This is a genomic window from Mesorhizobium sp. ESP-6-2, from assembly GCF_020164675.1.
Taxonomy (GTDB): domain Bacteria; phylum Pseudomonadota; class Alphaproteobacteria; order Rhizobiales; family Rhizobiaceae; genus Mesorhizobium.
Genome location: NZ_JAIUGT010000007.1, coordinates 20,844 through 40,859, shown reverse-complemented (window position 1 = coordinate 40,859; position 20,016 = coordinate 20,844). Strand labels below are relative to the sequence as shown.

The 20,016-nt window shown below is 61.9% G+C and carries 25 protein-coding genes; 14 read left to right on the top strand and 11 right to left on the bottom strand.

All coding sequences use genetic code 11. The annotated features are described in order from the left end of the window. Positions 1-9: 9 nt before the first annotated feature. Positions 10-666 carry a cytochrome c3 family protein gene (locus LB532_RS18915; RefSeq protein ID WP_140639815.1) on the bottom strand — a complete coding sequence of 219 codons (657 nt, stop codon included), beginning with the start codon at positions 664-666 and terminating at the stop codon, positions 10-12. A 202-nt stretch (positions 667-868) separates the two neighbouring features. Between LB532_RS18915 and LB532_RS18910 the strand changes: the two genes are divergently transcribed. The 5 genes from LB532_RS18910 to LB532_RS18890 all read left to right on the top strand — a co-directional run bounded on the left by LB532_RS18910 (position 869) and on the right by LB532_RS18890 (position 4,758). Then, the gene (locus tag LB532_RS18910) at positions 869-1,021 is read left to right on the top strand and encodes a peptide ABC transporter permease (RefSeq protein WP_140639816.1); all 153 of its coding nucleotides are present in this window, start codon (positions 869-871) and stop codon (positions 1,019-1,021) included. A 120-nt stretch (positions 1,022-1,141) separates the two neighbouring features. Further along, entirely contained in the window at positions 1,142-2,308 is a 1,167-nt protein-coding gene (locus LB532_RS18905) for an HlyD family secretion protein (protein WP_140639817.1), read from the top strand. Further along, on the top strand, positions 2,305-3,906 hold the full coding sequence (locus LB532_RS18900; protein WP_140639818.1) for a DHA2 family efflux MFS transporter permease subunit: 1,602 nt from the start codon (positions 2,305-2,307) through the stop codon (positions 3,904-3,906). The genes LB532_RS18905 and LB532_RS18900 overlap by 4 nt, the downstream gene beginning before the upstream one ends. Before the next feature lie 101 nt (positions 3,907-4,007). After that, positions 4,008-4,172, top strand: coding sequence for a hypothetical protein (locus LB532_RS18895; protein ID WP_181169370.1), 165 nt, complete (start codon positions 4,008-4,010; stop codon positions 4,170-4,172). A gap of 142 nt (positions 4,173-4,314) precedes the next feature. Then, on the top strand, positions 4,315-4,758 hold the full coding sequence (locus tag LB532_RS18890; RefSeq protein WP_140639819.1) for a PPC domain-containing DNA-binding protein: 444 nt from the start codon (positions 4,315-4,317) through the stop codon (positions 4,756-4,758). A 19-nt stretch (positions 4,759-4,777) separates the two neighbouring features. Here the strand turns inward: LB532_RS18890 and LB532_RS18885 are convergent, their stop codons facing one another. Continuing rightward, the gene (locus tag LB532_RS18885; RefSeq protein ID WP_140639820.1) at positions 4,778-5,386 is read right to left on the bottom strand and encodes a cysteine hydrolase family protein; all 609 of its coding nucleotides are present in this window, start codon (positions 5,384-5,386) and stop codon (positions 4,778-4,780) included. A gap of 238 nt (positions 5,387-5,624) precedes the next feature. Here LB532_RS18885 and LB532_RS18880 point away from each other — a divergent pair, with 238 nt between their 5' ends. The 3 genes from LB532_RS18880 to LB532_RS18870 are packed head-to-tail and all read left to right on the top strand — an operon-like array spanning position 5,625 to position 7,478. Beyond that, on the top strand, positions 5,625-6,041 hold the full coding sequence (locus tag LB532_RS18880) for a GFA family protein (protein WP_140639821.1): 417 nt from the start codon (positions 5,625-5,627) through the stop codon (positions 6,039-6,041). Beyond that, on the top strand, positions 5,993-7,048 hold the full coding sequence (locus LB532_RS18875) for an ATP-dependent DNA ligase (RefSeq protein ID WP_140639822.1): 1,056 nt from the start codon (positions 5,993-5,995) through the stop codon (positions 7,046-7,048). Before LB532_RS18880 ends, LB532_RS18875 begins: the two co-directional genes overlap by 49 nt. Before the next feature lie 13 nt (positions 7,049-7,061). Further along, positions 7,062-7,478 carry an HD domain-containing protein gene (locus tag LB532_RS18870; RefSeq protein ID WP_140639823.1) on the top strand — a complete coding sequence of 139 codons (417 nt, stop codon included), beginning with the start codon at positions 7,062-7,064 and terminating at the stop codon, positions 7,476-7,478. Positions 7,479-7,501: 23 nt separating this feature from the next. On the opposite strand, the gene LB532_RS18865 is transcribed toward LB532_RS18870, so the two are convergent. Continuing rightward, entirely contained in the window at positions 7,502-7,840 is a 339-nt protein-coding gene (locus LB532_RS18865) for a DUF427 domain-containing protein (RefSeq protein WP_318011228.1), read from the bottom strand. 363 nt (positions 7,841-8,203) lie between these two features. Here LB532_RS18865 and LB532_RS18860 point away from each other — a divergent pair, with 363 nt between their 5' ends. Further along, positions 8,204-8,485 carry a hypothetical protein gene (locus LB532_RS18860; RefSeq protein WP_140639825.1) on the top strand — a complete coding sequence of 94 codons (282 nt, stop codon included), beginning with the start codon at positions 8,204-8,206 and terminating at the stop codon, positions 8,483-8,485. Between the two features lie 90 nt (positions 8,486-8,575). Here LB532_RS18860 and LB532_RS18855 read toward each other — a convergent pair whose 3' ends face one another. Then, a complete protein-coding gene (locus tag LB532_RS18855; RefSeq protein ID WP_140639826.1) occupies positions 8,576-9,193 on the bottom strand; it encodes a flavodoxin family protein in 618 nt (205 codons plus the stop codon). A gap of 150 nt (positions 9,194-9,343) precedes the next feature. On the opposite strand from LB532_RS18855, the gene LB532_RS18850 reads away from it, so the two are divergent. The 3 genes from LB532_RS18850 (at position 9,344) to LB532_RS18840 (ending at position 11,810) form a co-directional block, all read left to right on the top strand. After that, on the top strand, positions 9,344-10,063 hold the full coding sequence (locus LB532_RS18850; RefSeq protein ID WP_318011227.1) for an MgtC/SapB family protein: 720 nt from the start codon (positions 9,344-9,346) through the stop codon (positions 10,061-10,063). 92 nt (positions 10,064-10,155) lie between these two features. Beyond that, a complete protein-coding gene (locus LB532_RS18845; protein ID WP_140639827.1) occupies positions 10,156-10,542 on the top strand; it encodes a hypothetical protein in 387 nt (128 codons plus the stop codon). Between the two features lie 77 nt (positions 10,543-10,619). Continuing rightward, a complete protein-coding gene (locus LB532_RS18840; protein ID WP_140639828.1) occupies positions 10,620-11,810 on the top strand; it encodes an NADH-quinone oxidoreductase subunit D in 1,191 nt (396 codons plus the stop codon). A gap of 55 nt (positions 11,811-11,865) precedes the next feature. Here the strand turns inward: LB532_RS18840 and LB532_RS18835 are convergent, their stop codons facing one another. Beyond that, the gene (locus LB532_RS18835) at positions 11,866-12,303 is read right to left on the bottom strand and encodes a CBS domain-containing protein (RefSeq protein ID WP_140639829.1); all 438 of its coding nucleotides are present in this window, start codon (positions 12,301-12,303) and stop codon (positions 11,866-11,868) included. Positions 12,304-12,760: 457 nt separating this feature from the next. On the opposite strand from LB532_RS18835, the gene LB532_RS18825 reads away from it, so the two are divergent. Continuing rightward, positions 12,761-12,946 (top strand): hypothetical protein, encoded by a 186-nt coding sequence (locus LB532_RS18825; RefSeq protein ID WP_140549729.1) that lies wholly within the window; start codon positions 12,761-12,763, stop codon positions 12,944-12,946. A 25-nt stretch (positions 12,947-12,971) separates the two neighbouring features. Here LB532_RS18825 and LB532_RS18820 read toward each other — a convergent pair whose 3' ends face one another. Continuing rightward, on the bottom strand, positions 12,972-13,721 hold the full coding sequence (locus LB532_RS18820; protein ID WP_140639831.1) for a metallophosphoesterase: 750 nt from the start codon (positions 13,719-13,721) through the stop codon (positions 12,972-12,974). Next, the gene (locus tag LB532_RS18815; protein ID WP_140639832.1) at positions 13,714-14,523 is read right to left on the bottom strand and encodes a nucleotidyltransferase family protein; all 810 of its coding nucleotides are present in this window, start codon (positions 14,521-14,523) and stop codon (positions 13,714-13,716) included. Before LB532_RS18815 ends, LB532_RS18820 begins: the two co-directional genes overlap by 8 nt. A gap of 269 nt (positions 14,524-14,792) precedes the next feature. On the opposite strand from LB532_RS18815, the gene LB532_RS18810 reads away from it, so the two are divergent. Continuing rightward, positions 14,793-16,496, top strand: coding sequence for an HAD family hydrolase (locus LB532_RS18810; RefSeq protein ID WP_224557065.1), 1,704 nt, complete (start codon positions 14,793-14,795; stop codon positions 16,494-16,496). Between the two features lie 84 nt (positions 16,497-16,580). Here LB532_RS18810 and LB532_RS18805 read toward each other — a convergent pair whose 3' ends face one another. The 4 genes from LB532_RS18805 to LB532_RS18790 all read right to left on the bottom strand — a co-directional run bounded on the left by LB532_RS18805 (position 16,581) and on the right by LB532_RS18790 (position 20,008). Then, positions 16,581-16,778 (bottom strand): hypothetical protein, encoded by a 198-nt coding sequence (locus LB532_RS18805; RefSeq protein ID WP_140639833.1) that lies wholly within the window; start codon positions 16,776-16,778, stop codon positions 16,581-16,583. Positions 16,779-16,928: 150 nt separating this feature from the next. After that, positions 16,929-18,275 (bottom strand): PQQ-dependent sugar dehydrogenase, encoded by a 1,347-nt coding sequence (locus tag LB532_RS18800; RefSeq protein WP_140639834.1) that lies wholly within the window; start codon positions 18,273-18,275, stop codon positions 16,929-16,931. After that, positions 18,262-18,720, bottom strand: coding sequence for a DUF2231 domain-containing protein (locus LB532_RS18795; protein WP_140639835.1), 459 nt, complete (start codon positions 18,718-18,720; stop codon positions 18,262-18,264). The genes LB532_RS18800 and LB532_RS18795 overlap by 14 nt, the downstream gene beginning before the upstream one ends. A gap of 106 nt (positions 18,721-18,826) precedes the next feature. Continuing rightward, positions 18,827-20,008: an acetate/propionate family kinase gene (locus tag LB532_RS18790; protein WP_224557064.1), complete on the bottom strand. Its 1,182-nt coding sequence runs from the start codon at positions 20,006-20,008 to the stop codon at positions 18,827-18,829. Between the last annotated feature and the right edge of the window lie 8 nt (positions 20,009-20,016).

The following is a 20,016-nucleotide window of genomic DNA, read 5'->3' as shown; positions in this document are numbered from 1 at the left end:
GGATTTCGGTCAACGGTGGCAGACATAGCAATCCGTCATGGTCTCGGGATGAATGTCGAGCACGCTGATCAGGGAATGCCGGATCTGCTCGATGTCGTCAGGCGGCTTCCAGTGCATCAGGAAAACGTCCCGCGGCGGGCGAAGATTGGGACCTGGGTCGCGGTGGCAGCCAAGGCACCATTCCATCGACAATGAATGCGCCCGTCGCGTCAGCGGCATCTCGTCGACCGCGCCATGGCAGGTCTCGCATGCGACGCCCTTGGCGATATGGATGGAGTGGTTGAAGTAAACGAAATCCGGCACCGCATTGACCCGCTGCCATTGCAGCGGCTGTCCCGAAGCGAGACTTGCGCGCACCGGCGCCAACATCTCGGCATTGGTGAAGAGTTGCGAATGACAGGTCATGCACACTTCCGTTGCCGGCAGTCCCGCCGAGGCTGACGTCTCGACCCCGTTGTGGCAATAACGACAGTCCAGTCCGATATCGCCGACATGATGCTTGTGGCTGAAGGGAACGGCCTGGGCCACGGGTTGCCCCACGCCGGTAACGAACCCTGAACGCAAAAACGCCGTGCCGCCGACGGCCGCCAGAAGCGCGAAACAGCAAACACCCCACAGAAAGAAGCGGGCAATCCCATTGGCGTTGCTGGAAAAGACCTGCGGCATCCTCGCCGATTTTTCGCTTGGAACAAGCTTTTGGATCGAGCGCCTAACGGCGGCGAAGTGACAAAGGTTCCGTCAACGCGGAATGCTCACAAAATGGTGAGTTGAGAACGGCCGCCAGCCCCCACGATTTCTGGGGAACCTTGCCGGGATGAGCAGGGTTTAACTGCTTGAGACACTCCAAATTAGTCGGAAGGAGCAGCTCATGAGCAACGATCCCGACAAGGAGGGGCCTGTCTTTTCCGCAGAGGATGCGCGGCAAGGCGAGATTATCCTGCGAACGCGAACGCGCCGTATCATCTTCATTGTGGGACTTGTCGGCATCGTCCTGGTGGCGGTGCTGCTGCGCTTCGCTTAGCGCGGGCCGGCCACAAACACTCGATCTGAAACAGGAACTTTCTCGGACGCGGATCCGTTGATTTACGTCCTTCCAGTACGCGGCTTTTGCCGCACCAAAACCCTACTGCGGACTGCTAACGTGGACACGAACTCTCCAGACGTCGCACCAGTCGACGAAAGACCTCAAACAAAGCGGCGCCCCGATTCACGACCGAAGGGCGCCTCGTCGCGCCCACAAGCGAAACAGGACCCCGATGCTTCCCCCGGGAAAAAAGAGGGCCTGTTCGGCTCGCTCAGGCGGCACCCCTACGTCACCGCGGCGGTCGTCCTTATTCTGCTGCTGGCAGCGGCCGCAGCGATAATCTGGTGGCTCCAGGCGCGACAGTATGAATGGACCGATGACGCCTTCATCGACGCCCGCACCGTAACCATAGGCGCCGAAATCGCCGGCCGCATCACCGATGTGGCGGTGACCGACAATCAGAGCGTAAAGGCCGGCGACGTCCTGCTGCGCATCGACGACAGGGATTATCAGGCGTCCCTCAAGCAGGCTCAGGCGCAGGTGGCGCAGGCCGACGCCGAAACCGCCGACATTGCAGCCCAGATCGAAGCGCAGCAGGCCAAGGTGGACCAGGCCGAAAAGCAGGTGTCGCAAGGCCGGGCAGCACTTGATTTCGCCAAGGCCGAAAATCAGCGCAACAGCGAATTGCTCGCCCAGGGAACCGGAACGCTGCAGCAGGCGCAACAGGCTGCCTCGACCCTTCGCCAGGCCCAGGCGACGCTCGACAGCGCGCAGGCGAATGTCGTGGCGGCACAGAGACAAGTCGCCGTCCTTGAGGCCCAGCGCAAGAGCGCCGCGGCAAAACTCGACCAGGCCCATGCCAGCGAAGAGCAGGCCCGCACCGCGCTTTCCCGTACCTCGATCACCGCTCCGGTGGCCGGACGGGCAACGAACATATCCGCCGCCGTGGGCGCCTATGCCCAACCAGGGCAAGTGCTGATGATGTTCGTGCCCGAGGACGTGTGGGTGAAGGCCAACTTCAAGGAAACACAACTCGACCTTATGCGGCCTGGCCAGCCCGTCGAGATCAATATCGACGCCTATCCGGAGCAGACCTTCAGGGGCCACGTCGACAGCATCCAGGCCGGCAGCGGAACCGCTTTCAGCCTGTTGCCCGCGGAGAACGCGACCGGCAATTTCGTCAAGGTGGTGCAGCGCGTGCCCGTAAAGATCGTATTCGACAAGAAGACCGGCTTGCTGCTCGGACCCGGCATGTCCGTGGTGCCGACGGTCAAGGTGCGATGACTGGCCAGGCGACCGTGCAGCAAGCCGGCGAAAGCCGGTCCGCCGCCGGCGGGCGCAATCCCTGGCTTATCGCCATCGTCGTCTCCATCGCCACCTTCATGCTGGTGCTCGATACCTCCATTGCCAATGTGGCGCTGCGCAACATAGCGGGCAGCCTCGCGGCCGGGATGGACGAAAGCACCTGGATCATCACCACCTATCTGGTCGCCAATTCCGTCGTCATCCCGATCAGCGGCTGGCTCGCCGGCGTGATCGGTCGCAAACGCTATTACATGATCTGCGTCGCCACCTTCACGCTCGCCTCGCTGCTCTGCGGCCTGGCGCCGAACCTGAAAATGCTGATCCTGTTTCGCATCCTTCAGGGACTGGGCGGCGGCGGGATGGCGCCCAGCGAGCAGTCGATCCTCGCCGATACTTTCCCGCCCGAAAAACGCTCGCAGGCCTTTGCCCTCTACGGCATCGCCGTGATTGTGGCGCCGACGGTCGGGCCGACCATCGGCGGCTGGCTGACCGATCATTTCTCCTGGCACTGGATCTTCTTCATCAACGTGCCGTTCGGCATCATGTCGTTGGCCCTTGTGCAATGGCTGCTGGTCGAACCCGACGTGCTGGAGCGCGAGCGCCGGGAGAGGCTGAAGGGTGGCCTGAAGATCGACTGGGTCGGCTTCATCTTCGTCGTGCTGGCGCTCGGATCCCTTGAGATCTTCCTTGACGAGGGCCAGCGCAACGACTGGTTTGCGTCGGGCTTCATCACGACATTCGCCGTGATCTCGGCCGTCTCTTTCCTTTTCCTGATCCCCTGGGAGTTTCGCCATCGCGATCCGATCGTCGACATGCGGCTGGTTTTCACCCGCCAGTTCGGCACATCTTTTCTGGTGATGTTGGCGGTCGGCGCGGTGCTGTTCAGCACCACGCAGATATTGCCGCAGCTCCAGCAGACCACCTTCGACTACACCGCGACGCTTTCGGGGCTTTCGATGATGCCCGGCGGCATCGCCATGCTGATGCTGATGCCGATTTCCGGCTTCGCCTCCGGCTTCGTGCAGCCGAAATACCTGATCATGATCGGCATGTCGGCGGTTGCCGTCGGGTTGTGGCATCTGACCTCACTGTCGCCGGATGCCGGTTTCAGCTATTTCACCTATGCCCGCATTTTCATCACGGTAGGGCTTCCCTTCCTGTTCATCCCCATTTCGACGGCGGCCTATGTCGGCCTACCGCCGCAAAAGACCAACCAGGCCTCTGCGCTGATCAATGTCGCACGCAATATCGGCGGCAGCGTCGGCGTATCGCTCTCCAACACCGTCGTGGCGCAGAACGCGCAACTGCATCAGACCCATCTGATCGGCAACACGGCGCAGTCCTCGCCTGTCTATCAGCTGATGCTTCGGCGCATGACGGACTATTTCGTCGCTCAGGGCTCGCCCGCGGTCGAGGCGAAAGTCCAGGCGGTCGGCTGGATTGGCCAGACGATAGGCCGGCAGGCGACGCTTCTGGCTTACGTGGACTTGTTTCGCTACTCGGCGATCGCGACCGCCCTTCTCGTGCCGCTCGCACTTTTGCTGCGCTCCCCCAAGTCGAGTTCCTCCGCGAAATAGCTTCTGCCGAGGCAGGCGCTCCCTTGAGCAGGGCAGTTTCATGGAACCGGGCGGCGCTTGTCTGGTTACGTCCCATGACACGGAAAAAAGGAGACAGACCGATGGCCAAGGAAAAGATCCGGCCACAGGACGAAGATCGCGAAGCCGTGCATCTGGCCGAAACGACCGACGTTTCGCCCAAGCAGGCGAAAGATCTCATCCGCAAGCACAACAACGACAGGAAAGAGGTGAAAAAGGAAGCCAAGAACTTCAAGGCTGAGGGGTAGGCGTTCGGATATTAGCCGATCGCTTCGACGCCGCAAGCCTGCCGCAATATGGAACAAGGACGCGAACGGTTCGTTCAAATAAGTGGGCCGGCCTGAAAATTCACCGCCAAGGTTTCTGCGCCTTGGCTACAGGACGACGGCAATGAAATCGAAACTGGTTTCGAAAGTCGCGGGACAGAGGACCTTCGTGGTGGTGCTGGAGCCTGGCGAGGAGGCGATTGGCGCGCTCACTGCCTTTGCCAGCGAAGAACAGATCGACGGCGCATCGCTGACGGCACTCGGCGCGTTCGAGCGAGCAGCCGTCGGCTGGTTCGACTTCGAGGCAAAGGACTATCGCAAGATACCGGTCAACGAACAGTGCGAGGTTCTCAGCGCGATCGGCGATATTGCCGTGGGCGATGACGGCAAGCCCAGCCTCCACTTGCATGCCGTGCTCGGACTGAGCGACGGAGCGACGCGGGGCGGACATCTGCTGGGCGGCGTCGTGCGACCGACGCTGGAGGTCACACTGGTCGAGTCCCCCGCTCATCTGCGCCGCAGGAAACACGCCGATCTCGGCATCGCCTTGATCGACCTGAGCGCCTGATCTGGCCATTGCTTCGACATCAGGTCCAGCTGGAAAGAACCGTCTCCATCTCGACCGTCTCGACCTGCTGCGCGAACCGCTGATGATAGACGGTCATCAGCGCGTCGTGTGTTGCATCCGAAGAGCTGCACAGGGCATCCGTCACCAGAACCACGCGGTAGCCGATGTCGATCGCGCCAAGCACCGTCGCCAGAACGCAGACGTCGGTCTCGCCGCCGGTAATGACCAGAGTGTCGATCCGGCGAGATGAAAGCAGCGCGTGCAGATGCCCTTCGGGCCACGGTGAGTAGATATGCTTGTCGACGACGATCGCCGGCGGGCAGCATGCCGCCAGCGGCGGCAGGAGTTCGATCATCTCCTCGCCGATCCTGTCGATGGTCATCGATGCCCAGCGTTCATAGTACCGCTTCCAGGTGCCGGCGCCCTGCCCCGGGCTTCGCGCCGGAAGGAAGCGCGTGAAGATCGTTTGTGAAGGATATCTTTCGGCAAGGCTGACGATCCGGGGAAGGACACGGGTGATCCAGGGCGTCGCCCACTCCGACGGCTCGGCGAACAGCCGCTGCATGTCGACACACAGATGGGCGCAATGATCGCCCAGAGGTCCATATGCCAGACCCGGAACCGACATCAGCAGCGACCCGCTTTGTCGTCTTCGGCGTCGAGCCGGCACAGAGCAGCCATGGACAGATACCTGAACGCACATGCCAGCCGGATAGGGGTTCCGTTCAAGTCGACATCCTTGCGCTAGTCCCCAGTTTCTCGAGTGCCGACCAAACGCGAGGCAACGAAACTCGTTCCCCTCGGGCTTTCGGAAACCACATCATCGGTGGAACGTTGACCAGCATCGAGGTTCGAGAGATCGGCCAATGGTCGCGCAGCAAGAAACGAGAGAACGAACCGGGGGATGCCTGTGCGGCAATGTCCGCTATCGCACCATCTCCAACCCGCGCGCTCACTATTGCCACTGCGACATGTGCCGACGCTCGACCGGCAGTGCGTTTGCAGTCCTGGCGTGGGTACCATCAGCCAGCTTGCAATGGCTTTCCAACAAGCCTTTCTGCCGCAGGTCATCACCCATCGCACAAAGAAGCTTCTGCCGCGACTGCGGATCGCCCATCGCGTTGGCCTACGATGCATCGCCGGATGAAATCGCCCTGCATGTCGGAACCTTCGACGATCCCGCCGATCTCGAGCCACGGTACAACTACGGATCCGCGCAACGGCTCGGATGGACATGCTGCGGTGTGGACCTGCCGCACCACGACGCCGAAGAGCGGTGGTAGAGGCCGTGGCCGCTGCTTTTCCACTGCCTTTGGATACCCGCCCCATGGAGGCCAAGGCGGCCGACGCGCTGCCGGGCGACGACGGTCTCTGGCAGTACGAGCCGAAGTGGGACGGATTCCGCTGCCTGGCCTTCAAAGGCGCCGCAAGCGTCGATCTCAGGGCCAAGTCCGGCAAGCCGCTCGGCCGGTATTTTCCGGAAATAACGACACTGTTGCGCGATCTCGATACTCAGTCTTTCGTTGTCGACGGCGAGATCGTCATCGAAGTGAATGGCGATCCCTCCTTCGAGGCCCTGCAGATGCGGCTTCACCCTGCTGAAAGCAGGATTCGCATGCTGAGCGCGCAGACCCCGGCCCATCTCGTCCTGTTCGACATTCTCGCCGATCCGGATGGCGGGATCATGCTCGACAAGAGCTTGACGGAACGACGGGCCGCGCTCGAGCGCTTCGTCACGAGGTCGGGCGTTTCCTCGTTGCGGTTGTCGCCGCGCACCACCGACGTGACCACCGCCAGACGCTGGCTGGGCGAGTCCGGCCACGGCTCCACCGATGGAGTTGTCGCCAAACTGCTGACGGACCCCTATCGGCCGGGCGAGCGCGCTATGATCAAGGTCAAGCGGCTGCGCACGGCGGACTGTGTCGTCGGCGGGTTCCGCTACCTGACGGGCAGCAGCCAAGTCGGATCCCTGCTCCTCGGACTCTATGACGACCACGGCAAGCTCGACCATGTCGGGTTCACGTCGACGATGGGCAAGGACGACAGGACGGAAATTACCGCGAAGCTCGAGAAACTGCGAGGCGGACCCGGCTTCACCGGCAAGGCTCCCGGTGGGCCGAGCCGCTGGAGCACCGAGCGCAGCGGGGAATGGGAGCCCGTGCTGCCGGAGTTGGTTGTCGAAGTCCGTTTCGATCATGTCACCGGCAATCGGTTTCGCCATGGAACCAAACTGTTGCGATGGCGGCCGGACAAGGCGCCGCGGCAATGCCGCTTCGAACAGATCGAATGAAGGGAGGCTGGCAATGAGCATGCTCTACCGGGCGGCCAAGATTGCCGAGGACGCGCATCGATCGCAGACCGACAAGACCGGGCAACCCTATATCGAACACTGCAGGCGCGTGGTCGACGCGGTCGAAACCCTTGACCAGAAGATCGTGGCTTATCTGCATGACGTCCTCGAAAAAGGGGAGGGCTGGACAAGGACGAGGCTGAAATCCGCAGGCTTTGGTCCCTCGATTGTCGCCGCGGTCGATGCGCTGACGAAGAGGCGTGGCGAGAATGAAATCGCTTTCGTGCGCCGGGCTGCGTCAAATCCTCTGGCGCGGCCGGTCAAGCGTGCCGATCTGGCCGACAACCTATGGCAAGCGCGGCAGGCCGGGATTCCCATCGCGAAATTTGAAGAGGGCCTGCGCATTCTCGACGAAGACAGCGCAGCGTGAAGGCGACCTGGGCCGCTGCCCTGCTATTCCACGATGTGAGGCGTGTGGCGCTCGTCTTCAGCGGGATCGGCGTCTATGCGAGCCTTGCCGGGATCGAAGGCAGCGTGGCGAGCAAGCATCCGGACAGGCGCCTCCGGCTCTTCATACGCCCACATGAAATCATCCGCCGATCCGCCAACGGCATGCACGCGCCAATAGCTCGCAGTGCCTTTTGGCGATATCGAGGTGGTATCGGTTTTCTCGAGCAGGTCGAAATAGATATCCTGGAACGGGATGTAGAACACAGCATCCCTTCCCCTTTCCTGGACCTGCAGTGCATGTTCGGTGGAGGCGATGATGGCGTCGGAGAATCTGACGGTCACCGTTCCATGGAAAGGCTGAATATGGAGATTGTTTCCCGACGGTGATCGGGGCTCGGCTGAGGGGTTCATTTGAGTGTCTCTGAGGTTTCCAATCGGTACAGTTCGATCAAGGGCCGGTCTCAAAGGCAAAACGAGGTAATGCGGGATTGGTTGCGCGAATGCGGCGGCCCACCCCGCGATGCTGCATCCCAGGCCCGCGGCGGAACACCAACCGATCCCACTGAGAGGAACCACAGGCCGGGGTTGGCGGTTATCCGTTAGCCTTTCCCATTCCACGACCCATCAGGATAGCCGACGGCGGAAAGCGACGCACTGGCGACAAAGGGGCCACATGAGGCACCCCGTTCATATCGGAGACATGAGATGGAACCGCGCAAGAAGCAACGATCCGAACAACGGGACGAAACTGAAGCCCCGGCAATCCAGCAGACAGACTGGGATGCAATCAAGGGCGGCAGGGTTCTTCCAGATAAGGTGTCCGACAATGTCGACGCTGTCGTCGACGTCGAGAAGGAAGGGGACCTGCCGGAGGAGGACGATGACAACGCCTACCAGAACAGCGACGAGGCGTTGCCCGACGACGAAGAGGAAGGTGCCATATCGCGCGATCTGGCCAGGCGGGCCGGACCTTTTGACGAGACGTGAGACAAGAGGACGCCAACCGACCATCGAGTGGCCGATGGCGTCAGGGCCAACAGACACTCCGTGAATGGAGAAGCCGCCACGAAAATCTCTTCACTTTCTCACGCCGGGATACTGCCTTTCCTTCAGCACGGTAGCCAGATGGGCCGCATTCGAAGCCGTCATTTCGATCATCTCGACCACGGCTTCCGGCGTTCCGGGCAGGTCGACATAGTTGACGTCGCCCATAGCCTGCCCAACCCAATACACGCCGCCATTGGCAGGAATCGTGAAGCCGACGTCGTTTAGCGCCTGAAAGCACGCTGCATGGCAGGCATGGGCGCCGTCTTCATTGCCAACGATCGCCACGATCGCGACCTTGCCAGCGGCCGGCATCCGGCCTTGTTTGTCGGTCTCCGATAGAAACGCATCCATTCGTTCCAGGACGCGCTTGGCGACACTCGACGGCTGGCCGAGCCAAATGGGCAGGCCCAGCACGAAGATGTCGGCGTCGAGGATCTTCCTGCGGAGCTGCGGCCAACCATCTCCCTCGCCCATGTCCGACAGCACGCCGGGTTTGATGTCATGGTCGAGGGCGCGAACAATCTCGCCGCGGACCCCATGCGGCACCATTGCCGCCAGGAGATCCGCCAGCAGGCGGTCCGTGGACGATCTCTCGGCGTCGTCGGAGGCCTTCAAGGTGCAATTGAGCGCGAAGGCGGTGAGCGGCATGGAAAGATCTCCCGAGTGCGTTCTGTGCCAAACGCGCCGGGACGTCGTGGGTTGCCTGAAACCCGACAAGATGCTTCACCTTCCACCGTGGGAACCATCGAACGCTCCGCGGTGTTGGAGAACGAGCCCATTGCGTGAGTCGTCCTCGCCATGACCATGCCGCTTCATCCAACCTTGACCGACCTCGCCCTGCGCCTGGCTCTTGCTTTTATTGCCGGCGTGATCATCGGACTGAACAGGGAAGCCCGCGGCCACACCGCCGGGCTCAGAACCACCATCCTCGTCGGCCTGGCGGCCGCCATCGCGATGATGCAGGCCAATATCCTGCTTGAGGTGGGTGGCAAGGATGCGGATTCGTTCAGTGTGATGGACGTGCTGCGTTTTCCGCTGGGCGTGCTGACGGGCGTCGGCTTTATTGGCGGCGGAGCCATTCTTCGCCGCGGCGACTTCGTGACAGGTGTCACCACGGCCGCCACCTTGTGGGTCATGACCGCAATCGGCCTCGCCTTCGGCGGTGGGCAACTGGCACTTGGCACAGCGGGGACGGTTTTGACTTTGATAACGCTTCAGGTGCTGAAGCAGGTCGATCTGTGGATTCCACGAACCCATCATGCGATCCTGACGATCTCGTCGGCGAACGGCGTTCCGCCTGACCTCGATCCATTGGTTCAACCGCTGGGCTATCGCTGGCGCTTTCTCGGAATGCAGCACGACATCGAGCGCGGCCGTTTCATATTCTCCTTCGAGCTGAGCTGGAAACAGCCCGATGCGGCCAAACCGTCCGTCGAGATACTGGCTCGGATCAGTCCGCGCTACGACATCGAACGGTTTGAGGCTGGAGCCGGAACAAATCCGGGCTTCGCGCTTTGAACACGCAACGCTGTTCGAGGCGATAGCTGCATTCGGCAGTTCCTGTCGCGCGGCATCCCGATCGATCCTCCTCGAACAAGGAAGGAAACATCATGAACAAGACGATCATCATCCTGGCGGCGTTCGCTTCGGCTTTGCCTGCCCATGCACAGTCCCAAAACGCGCCTCTTCCCCCAGCCGCACCAGCACCGGAAGCCGTGCCTGATCAGACCGGTCCCGACCAGGGCATCACCGGACAGACATTCACCAACGTAGCCATCGTCGCATTGGCGGACTTGCCCCCCGACCTCAAGGCCAAGGTCGAGACCGTGGTTGCCCAGACCAGCCAGGAAGACCTTCACGTCCTGCAGAGCTCGGTCAGCGCATCGCCTGAAGCCTCGTCGGTGCTGGCCGCGAATGGGCTTGATGCCTCCGAAGTGGTGGCGGCCAACATTGACGGCAACGGCACGCTGACGCTGATCATCCAGACCACGACCTGACGGCATGGGTCAGCACCCGATGCCGGGGCGGATGTCCCAGGTCCGCAGCCAGGCGGCAAAGGTCGAAGGAGGGCGTCATGGCTGACGCGACGGTCCGCAATTTCACGATAAACTTCGGACCGCAGCACCCTGCGGCGCATGGCGTCCTGCGGCTGGTGCTCGAACTCGATGGCGAAGTCGTCGAACGCGTCGATCCGCATATCGGGCTGCTGCACCGAGGCACGGAGAAGTTGATCGAGTACAAGAACTACCTGCAGGCCCTGCCCTATTTCGACAGGCTTGACTATGTGGCGCCGATGAATCAGGAGCACGCCTTCTGCCTGGCGGCGGAGAAGCTGCTCCAGATCTCGGTTCCACAGCGCGGCCAGCTCATCCGCGTGCTGTATTGCGAGATCGGCCGGCTGCTGTCGCATCTGCTCAATGTCACCACGCAGGCGATGGATATCGGCGCCCTTACGCCGCCGCTGTGGGGTTTCGCCGAACGCGAAAAACTGATGGTGTTTTATGAACGCGCGTCCGGCGCCCGCATGCATGCCAACTATTTCAGGATCGGCGGCGTGCACCAGGATCTTCCACCGGACCTGTTGGACGACATCTGGGATTTCTGCGATCCGTTCCTCAAAGTCTGCGACAATCTAGAAGAGCTGCTCACCGAAAACCGCATTTTCAAGCAACGCAATGTCGACGTCGGCGTCATCGGTCTCGACGATGCCTGGGCTTGGGGATTTTCCGGCGTAATGGTGCGGGGATCGGGCGCGGCATGGGATTTGCGCAAGGCGCAGCCTTACGAATGCTACCCGCAGATGGATTTCGATATTCCCATCGGCAAGAACGGCGATTGCTATGACCGCTACCTCGTACGAATGGAGGAGATGCGCCAGTCGGTCCGGATCATGAGGCAATGTCTTGACATGCTGCGGTCGCCGCAAGGCCAGGGACCGGTCGCAATTCCCAACCGGAAGATCACGCCGCCACGCCGCGCGGAGATGAAACGCTCCATGGAAGCGACCATTCACCATTTCAAGCTTTACACGGAAGGCCATCACGTGCCCGAGGGCGAGGTCTATGCCGCCGTCGAGGCGCCGAAAGGCGAGTTCGGCGTCTATCTGGTTTCGGATGGGGGCAATGTTCCTTACCGATGCAAGATTCGCGCGCCGTCCTTCGCGCATCTGCAGGCGATGGACTATCTGTCCCGGGGGCATATGATCGCCGACGTCTCGGCGATCATCGGCTCCCTCGACATCGTCTTTGGAGAGATCGATCGCTGAACCGCGGTCGCCGCCCGCGGCACGCGGGCAGCGACTCTCGCCATGTTATCGATGGTCAGTGTGCCGTCTGCGAATGCGCGCCGCCTGGCTGTGAGATGCCGTTCAGCGCTTCACCGGCTCGCGCGGCCTCGCCATTCTTCGTGAGATCGCCAAGCGAGATGATGCCAACCAGCCGTTTTTCACGGTTGATCACCGGCAGCCGCCTAACCTGAAGGTCCCCCATCTGCTGGAGCACGTCTTCGATCTCCTCGTCGTCATAACAGTACCTGATCTCGGCACTCATCACTTCGCGCACCCGGGTATCAGGCCCCCTGCCCTGGGCGACGCCACGGACGGCGATGTCGCGATCGGTAATCATCCCGACCAGTCGGTCGTCCTCGCCTACGGGCAGAGCGCCGGCATCGAGGCTGGCCATGGCGGCGGCGGCCTCCCGTAGGGTCTGGTCCGGACTGGCGACCTGAACGCCTTGCGTCATGCAGTTGCCAACTTTCATGATGTTCTCCTTTACTGATGCGCCGCTTGCCGTAGTTGCAGTGGACCACGATGAAGGCACGATGGAGTCGGCACGAGACATTCCATTGCCACCCGGGATCAGGATCTCACGCGTCGCACGGTCGGACGACGCGGCTCCCGGCATGCATCGGCGACTCTTCGTTCTCGTCGGGATTGGGCAAAGGCGTCTCGTCCGGAAGTTGCTCCGGATCAGGCTCCTCGATCGGTTCCGGCTTCCAGGTCGGCGCCGGCATCGGCACGTCGCGATTAGGATCTGGTTTTCGTGGGTTTGGCACGGGATCACCTCCCTTCATTCGGGACGCAACTCCTGGCCGGCGTCATTTGTTCCATGGAGGTGACGCGCTGCCGATCGCATCCGCGGTCGACTTCAGCCGCGTCTTTCGGAACCGGACGGTTTTCCAATCCGTTGTTTCGACAATCGATCGAGGAGGAAGACGATGGCTGGTGACGAGAGAATTTCCGGCAGCAACTTGCCGCAGGTCGCGGTCGACAGTGAACAGGTCCGGCAGTTGGCGGCAACAGCCGATCTGCCGTCCAATCAGGCACGCGAGCTCGTGCGCCGTCACGGCAACGATCCGCACAAGCTCGAAGAACTGGCAAAATCGATCAAGGCGGTAAGCTGATCGTCGGGACGGCGTCCCGACTCCGTCAGATTTCAAGCAAGGCATATGGTCGGCCGGTCGGTTTGGAGACGTGCATGGCGACGTTGTAGACCCTCGCCCCGCCCGGCGTGCGGCCCTCATAGCTTCCCCGATGCGCATGGCCGTGCACGACAGCACTGACCTGGAACCGGTCGATCGTTTCCGCCAGCCGCGACGAGCCCAGAAATGGAAATATCTCCAAGGGCTCGCCGGCGATGGTCTCGACGATCGGAGCGTAGTGCAAAATGACAAGCGTGCGTTTTGCGCGAACCTGGCGCATCGCGTTCTCAAGCCGCATCGCCTCGCTGACGCTCTCGGCGACCATTGACTTGATGGCCGGCTCGCCGAAGGAGCCGAGCATGCGTGACCCAAACCCTCCGACGAACCCCTTCACGCCGACGAAGCCGACCTCCTCTATTTCCGTCGTCTGCCCGTCGAGGAGATGGACGCCCGCTTGACGCAGGATTTCCGCGACGTCCTCGACCGCTCCGGATTCATAATCGTGGTTGCCGAGCACGCCGACCACCGGGATGGAACAGGCGCGCAGGTCTTCGGCGAGGATCTCGGCCTCGCGGGGCTTGCCCAGATTGGTCAGATCGCCTGGAAGGACGAGGATATCGGCCTCGCGTGACATCTCGCCGAAGAGATCGCGATACGACGTCTGGACGTCCTCCTTCACATGCAGGTCGCCAACGGCTGCCACCTTGAGTGTAGTGGTGCTATCCATCGCCACAGCGTTTTCGGCCCGTTCAGCCATCGCGCAATTCTCCTGTACCGCCGACGCCGGCAAAACCCCATTCCTTGACGTCGATTTCGTAGTCGGTTTGCGAAAGCAGGCGGCCGCGGCAGATCTTCATTCTGGGGGAAGGCAATTGACGTTGCTTGGCAAGACGGTCGAGCAGTTCGTCAAGCAGCCACGCGGGGATGCGGTCACGCTCGCTCGGATAGATCCATCTGAAACTGAGAAGCTGCATCAGCAGCACTTCCCAGTGGACTTCCAGGTAGGACAGAAGCCTGTGCCAGTCGATCTGGTCCTGCGCCTTGAGGATCGTGTGGGCGATGTCGGCCCCATCATGACGCCCTCTGTCCTGGATGAAGCATTTGGACCATATGAGCTCGGTCGGGCTGATGATCCTCACCCGGCTTCCCAACAGTTCGGTTTGGCGGGCATGCTCCAGCCACTGGTCGCTTACCGGCACCGTTCCGTTCGCGGAGGCGAATATGATGTCGAAGAAATGCGTACCCTTGAAGACCTTTCCAAGCCATCGGTCGTCCTCGATCTCGACCGCGTAGCCGAGCTGTTTGAAATGAGCCAGGATGCGTGCGTAGTCGCCTGCCTTGCAGAAGATATCGAGGTCCTTGGTCTGACGGATGACGCCGGTGTAGGCGCTTACCGCATAGGTTCCGGCGACAAGGAAAGGAATGTCGGTGGCGGCGAGTTCGCGAATGGCTTCGGTATAGAACACCTCCGCCTCGGCGTTCTTGAGCGTCGGGGCGGCCTTTGCGTCAATTGTGGGAAGGGATGCCGGAACAGTTCCCGGCAGCGGATCGTTGATCATGGCACGCATGGCTCCCACACATCGGCAACCGATTGATCGCCCGCGTTGTTAACAGCGGGAACCCTGCCTGGTTCCGCCACGGTCGCGTTGCGGCCTGAACGAAATCGGGCGCGACGGGCAAAATTATCGCGGAGTCCTGGGTTTCAATATCATTGCATGGGCCGTTTCCCTGCATGGAACCATCGCCATTCGGCATCGTTAGCCCGGACCAGCCGAAGCTGCCTTCGGGCGATCGGGGTGTCTGGTTTCAAGCGCAGACGATATCCAGGATGTATGTTCTTGCCCTAGCGACAGACTATGACGGCACGCTGGCCGAAGACGGGGTCGTCTCCGATGAGACCTATGCTGCGCTCGAACGACTGAAGCAGACGGGCCGCAAGCTGATCATGGTAACCGGCCGCGAGCTTGCCGATCTCGAGCGGGTCTTTCCGGCGCTCGACATCTTCGACAGGGTGGTCGCGGAAAACGGTGCGCTGCTCTATACGCCCGCTTCGAAGAAGGAACGGCTTTTGGCGCCGGCGCCTCCGGCCGAATTCGTCGACCGGCTCAAGCGCCGCGGGGTCGCGCCACTGTCGGTCGGACGCTGCGTCGTGGCCACCTGGGAACCACAGGAAGCCGCCGTGCTGTCGGAGATCAAGGAACTCGGACTTGAGCTCGAGATCATCTTCAACAAGGGCGCGGTGATGGTGTTGCCAAGCGGGGTCAACAAGGCCACCGGGCTTGCCTGCGCGCTCGAGGAATTGGGGTTTTCCGCCCACAATGTCGTTGGCGTCGGCGATGCCGAGAACGATCATGCATTCCTGCGCGCTGTCGGCTTCGGCGTTGCGGTGGCCAACGCCTTGCCTACAGTGAAGGAGACGGCCGACTTCGTAACCGCCAGCCCTCGGGGAGCCGGGGTGGTGGAGCTGATCGAGCAACTCATATCGCGCGATGCCGGCTTCGTGGAGACGGCTCGCCAACACGTCGAAGTGGGAACCGACAAATCGGGCGCGCGGGTGCATCTTTCACCGCATCACGGCGGTGTCCTGCTGGTCGGCACGTCCGGGATCGGCAAGTCCACGCTTGCCACGGCCCTGACCGAGCGCTTTGTCGAGAACGGTTTCCAGTTTTGCGTTCTCGACCCCGAAGGCGACTATCAGGAACTCGAAGACGTGGTGGTGGTTGGGGACGCCAAGACCCCGCCGATCTCGCGTGAGATCTTTGATCTTCTGTCCAAGCCAACGAATAATGTCGCGGTCAACATGCTGGGACTGAAGACCGCCGAACGGCCGGGCAATTTCGCCAAGCTGCTGCCGGACATGGCCAGCATTCGCGCGCGGACCGGCCGGCCGCATTGGCTGATCATCGATGAAGCGCATCATCTTTTGCCGCGGGCCCGCGACGGCGCTTCGTTCGCGCTGCCCAAGAGCCTTCCCGCGACCATCCTGATCACGGTGCACCCCGATCTGGTCTCGCGCGACGTCCTGGCCGGCGTCGAAACCGTTTTGGCGCTTGGGCCGAAAGCCGACAAGATCGTCGCGAGCTTCTGTGCCGCGGTCGGCATCGACGTTCCCGAGGGCGCCGTGCCGCCTCCCAAGGACGAAGTCCTGTTCTGGAAGCGATCCTCGGGCGAGCCGATCAGGACGGTGAGGGTCGAACGGCCTCGCCAGGTTCGCAAGCGGCATATGCGCAAATATGCCGAGGGCGACCTTGGCGACAACAGCTTCTACTTCCGGGGTCCGGACGGAGCGCTTAACCTGAAAGCGCAGAACCTGATGATGTTTCTTCACATCGCCGAAGGCATCGACGACCGCACCTGGGAACATCACCTGCGCGCCGGCGATTATTCGGACTGGTTCCGCAGCAAGATCAAGGACAAGAACCTCGCCGACGAGGTTGCCGACATAGAAGCGGACATCGGCACGGACATGAAGGAAAGCCGCGCCGCCATCGCCGAAGCCATCGGCCGCCGTTACACCGCTCCCGCGGATTGAGGTCGGCAGACATAGGCCCACCCCGATTCCTCGGGATGGGCCCTCTCGATGTCATGATGTGCGGCTTACGATTTCGATGCGCGGCTAGCGATTTTTGTGGCTCTGCTGGCCGGCTTTGACATGTTGTTCGTGCGTGCCGCCCCGCATGTTGGAGCCGTCACCCTGTTGCCGCTCATTGTTGCCCGCGGCCTGTTGCTGCTGGCGGTTTTTGTTTTCCGTGTTTTTGTGGCTCTGTTGGCCCGCCTTCACGTGTTGCTCGTGGCTACCACCTTGATTGGGCATGCTAATTCTCCTTTCAGTCCAAGTTCGAGACGAGCGTCGTCTCCCCCGGAAAATGCGGATTTCAGCGCGGACGTTCCCTCACGTAATATTTCGTGACCATCGGGCCGTCAGGAGACCGGCGTGTGAGCAACATGCCTGAAGCAGTGGGCATTACCCCGCGGGCGTGACACGCCATACGGTGTTTCCGACATCGTCGGCGATCAGCAGCGCTCCGGTTTTGTCGATGGCGACGCCGACGGGCCGCCCGCGCGCCTCTTCCTGGCCGTTGAGGAAGCCTGTGACGACGTCTTGAGCCATGCCGCTCGGACGGCCGCCGCTGAATGGCACGAAGACGACTTTGTAGCCATTCAGCCCGGGCCGGTCCCAGCTGCCGTGCTCGCCGACAAAGGCGCCGCCCCGATATGTCTGCGGCAGGCTGGTTCCGGTGTAGAAAGCCATGCCCAACGGTGCCACATGCGAACTCAGCGCATAATCGGGAACGATCGCCTTGGCGACCAGATCCGGGCGCTGCGGCATTACCCGGGGATCGACATGCTGGCCGTAATAGCTGTACGGCCAGCCGTAAAAGCCGCCATCCTTCACCGAGGTCATGTAGTCCGGCACTAGATTTGGCCCAAGTTCGTCGCGCTCGTTGACGACGGTCCAGAGTGCTCCCGTCTGCGGCTCGAAGCTCAAGCCGTTCGGATTGCGCAATCCGCTGGCAAAAATACGCGATCGCCCGGTGGCCCTGTCCACCTCCCAGATCGCGGCACGGTCCTTTTCCGCGCCGATGCCGTTTTCGGTAATGTTGCTGTTCGACCCGACGCCGACATAGAGCAACGAACCGTCCGGACTGGCGACGAGGCTTTTGGTCCAATGATGATCGATCGGACCGCCCGGCAATTCCGTCAACCTGACGCCCGGCGCGGTGATCTTGGTGTCGCCTGGCTTGTAGGGGTAGCGCATGATCGCGTCGGTGTTGGCGACGTAGAGGTCGTTTCCCACCAGGGCGACGCCGAAGGGCGAATTCAGATGATCGAGGAACACGTCCCGGACGTCCGGCACGCCGTCGCCATTGCTGTCACGCAGCAAGGTGATGCGGTTGCTCGGTCCTGTGTCGCCGCCCGACGTGACGAGCGATTCGATGAAGCCCATCACCAGATCCTTCGGCCGGTTGGCTGATGGTTCCGGCGGGGCCTTGGATTCGACGACCAGCATATCGCCATTCGGCAGGACGTAGAGCGAGCGCGGATGCTGAAGCCCGGTGGCCAGCGCATGGATCCGCAGGCCTTGCGCTACCTTCGGCGTTTCGTCCTTTTTCCAGCCGACGACGGATGCAAGATGCATCGGGGGAAACAGATATTGTTGTATCTCCGGCAAATTCGGGTTGGGGCCGATCTGAGTGCTTGGGTCGGCGGCGTCGTCGCTGCAGCCCGCGGCGCCGAGCGTCGCAACGCAAAGGAGCACAAGCCCGGCACCATAAGCGCTTCGCTTGCCGGATGGGTCAAACGGTTTCATCGGCCACTCCTACGTGGTGGCGGTAGACAAGGGCCCAGCCCAGCCAGCCGGTGAATATCAGGATGAGTACCACCAGCGCCGACAGGATCAGGCCTGTCGGCATCACCGAGGTCCAGGCATCACGGGTATGGATGAGCATGTTGAAGAACGAGAGTATGACCGCTAGCGCATTGCCCAGCATGTGCAGCCACGCGGTTTTATGTGCGCGCACCCGGCTATCGCCCAGAAAGTCGGTGAGGCCGGCAATGGCGGCCAGCACGCCCACGATCACGCCGACCGTCAGCAGCCAGGCCGAGAAATTCGCCCACATCATCTCCGCCGTCCGCCAGTAGTTCAGGTCCGTCAGCAAAGCGCCAACGAAGCAGGCGATAGGAATGGGCACGAGCATCGGATGGATGGGGTGGCCGGCGATGCTGGCCGTGGAAGCCGGATTCTCCCTTGCCATGAGGAAGTCCTTCCATATCAACTCTTTATTGGCCGATAAACAATCCCCAGGCCCGGAGGTTCCTGCCTGATGGTCCCGGCGGGTCGCCGCGGACCGAGTTCAGCGGTCAGATCGGCACGGTCGCCAGCACCTGGCGGGCGATGATCAATTCTTCGTTAGTGGCGATTGCATAAACCTCCACCGCGCTGCCCTCGCCGGTGATCCGCCCTTTTCCCGACCGGTTTGCATTCGCGTCGAGCAACACGTCCAGCCATCGCAGGCGCTCGCAAACCGCTTCACGGATCTGCCAGGAATGCTCTCCGATCCCTCCCGTGAACACTAGCGCCTCGAAGCCCTGGAGCGTGGCTCCCATCGCCCCGATCTCGCGGGCGATCCGAAACGTGAAGAGATCGATCGCCTCTGCCGCACGAGGATCCTTGCTGCCAAGCAAGGTCCGCACATCTGCCGACACTCCCGAAACGCCGAGCAGGCCGGACTTGTGGTAGAGCAAGGTCTCCAACTCTTTCACGGACATGCCGCGCGCCTGCTGAAGGTAGAGAAGCACGCCGGGGTCGATGGCGCCCGGCCGCGTCGCCATCATCAACCCGTCAAGCGCGGTGAACCCCATGGTGGTGTCGAGACTTCTGCCTTCGCGCATCGCGCACAGGCTGCATCCGCTGCCGAGATGCGCGACCACGCAACGCTTGCCCCGGAGTCCGGGCGAAAGCGCCGGCAGCTGGCCTGCGACGAATTCGTAGGAAAGGCCGTGGAAGCCGTAACGGCGGATCCCGCTTTCCTCGAACTTGCGCGGAAGCGCATAGCGGTTGACGGGCGGCTCCAGCGTGCGGTGAAAGGCGGTGTCGAAGCAACCGATCTGGGGCAGGCCGGGCAGCAGTTTGGAGATTGCGCGAACCGGCGCCAGGCCGGCCGGCTGGTGGAGGGGTGCCATCGGCGTCAGCGAGTCGAGCGCCTCGACGATCTCGCCGGTCAGCAGGACCGGAGCCGAAAACCGCTCGCCGCCGTGGACGATGCGATGGCCGACCGCGCTCAGCGGAGCCTGCGCAAGATATGGATCGAGGACATCGAACAAGTCCCGCAGGAGAACCTCTACGGGCGGGTGGGCGGGCTTGACGGAGCGCTTGACGATGGATTTGCCCGACGCATCCTTGGCGACGAGGCTTGGCTCGTCATCCAGGTCTTCGAACGCACCGCTCACCGTGAGCACCGGTCCCTCCTGTGATCCGGCTTCGAACAGGCCGAACTTCAGGCTCGACGAACCCGCATTGAGGGCGAGTATTGCGCCGGTCACTGGCGGCG

Bases quoted from the DNA above. Each gene is read 5' to 3' on its own strand.
- LB532_RS18915 (WP_140639815.1), bottom strand. From the start codon at position 666: ATGCCGCAGGTCTTTTCCAGCAACGCCAATGGGATTGCCCGCTTCTTT.
- LB532_RS18910 (WP_140639816.1), top strand. From the start codon at position 869: ATGAGCAACGATCCCGACAAGGAGGGGCCTGTCTTTTCCGCAGAGGAT.
- LB532_RS18900 (WP_140639818.1), top strand. From the start codon at position 2,305: ATGACTGGCCAGGCGACCGTGCAGCAAGCCGGCGAAAGCCGGTCCGCC.
- LB532_RS18895 (WP_181169370.1), top strand. From the start codon at position 4,008: ATGGCCAAGGAAAAGATCCGGCCACAGGACGAAGATCGCGAAGCCGTG.
- LB532_RS18890 (WP_140639819.1), top strand. From the start codon at position 4,315: ATGAAATCGAAACTGGTTTCGAAAGTCGCGGGACAGAGGACCTTCGTG.
- LB532_RS18885 (WP_140639820.1), bottom strand. From the start codon at position 5,386: ATGTCGGTTCCGGGTCTGGCATATGGACCTCTGGGCGATCATTGCGCC.
- LB532_RS18880 (WP_140639821.1), top strand. From the start codon at position 5,625: ATGGTCGCGCAGCAAGAAACGAGAGAACGAACCGGGGGATGCCTGTGC.
- LB532_RS18875 (WP_140639822.1), top strand. From the start codon at position 5,993: ATGCTGCGGTGTGGACCTGCCGCACCACGACGCCGAAGAGCGGTGGTA.
- LB532_RS18870 (WP_140639823.1), top strand. From the start codon at position 7,062: ATGAGCATGCTCTACCGGGCGGCCAAGATTGCCGAGGACGCGCATCGA.
- LB532_RS18860 (WP_140639825.1), top strand. From the start codon at position 8,204: ATGGAACCGCGCAAGAAGCAACGATCCGAACAACGGGACGAAACTGAA.
- LB532_RS18855 (WP_140639826.1), bottom strand. From the start codon at position 9,193: ATGCCGCTCACCGCCTTCGCGCTCAATTGCACCTTGAAGGCCTCCGAC.
- LB532_RS18850 (WP_318011227.1), top strand. From the start codon at position 9,344: ATGACCATGCCGCTTCATCCAACCTTGACCGACCTCGCCCTGCGCCTG.
- LB532_RS18845 (WP_140639827.1), top strand. From the start codon at position 10,156: ATGAACAAGACGATCATCATCCTGGCGGCGTTCGCTTCGGCTTTGCCT.
- LB532_RS18840 (WP_140639828.1), top strand. From the start codon at position 10,620: ATGGCTGACGCGACGGTCCGCAATTTCACGATAAACTTCGGACCGCAG.
- LB532_RS18835 (WP_140639829.1), bottom strand. From the start codon at position 12,303: ATGAAAGTTGGCAACTGCATGACGCAAGGCGTTCAGGTCGCCAGTCCG.
- LB532_RS18825 (WP_140549729.1), top strand. From the start codon at position 12,761: ATGGCTGGTGACGAGAGAATTTCCGGCAGCAACTTGCCGCAGGTCGCG.
- LB532_RS18820 (WP_140639831.1), bottom strand. From the start codon at position 13,721: ATGGCTGAACGGGCCGAAAACGCTGTGGCGATGGATAGCACCACTACA.
- LB532_RS18815 (WP_140639832.1), bottom strand. From the start codon at position 14,523: ATGATCAACGATCCGCTGCCGGGAACTGTTCCGGCATCCCTTCCCACA.
- LB532_RS18810 (WP_224557065.1), top strand. From the start codon at position 14,793: ATGTATGTTCTTGCCCTAGCGACAGACTATGACGGCACGCTGGCCGAA.
- LB532_RS18805 (WP_140639833.1), bottom strand. From the start codon at position 16,778: ATGCCCAATCAAGGTGGTAGCCACGAGCAACACGTGAAGGCGGGCCAA.
- LB532_RS18800 (WP_140639834.1), bottom strand. From the start codon at position 18,275: ATGAAACCGTTTGACCCATCCGGCAAGCGAAGCGCTTATGGTGCCGGG.
- LB532_RS18795 (WP_140639835.1), bottom strand. From the start codon at position 18,720: ATGGCAAGGGAGAATCCGGCTTCCACGGCCAGCATCGCCGGCCACCCC.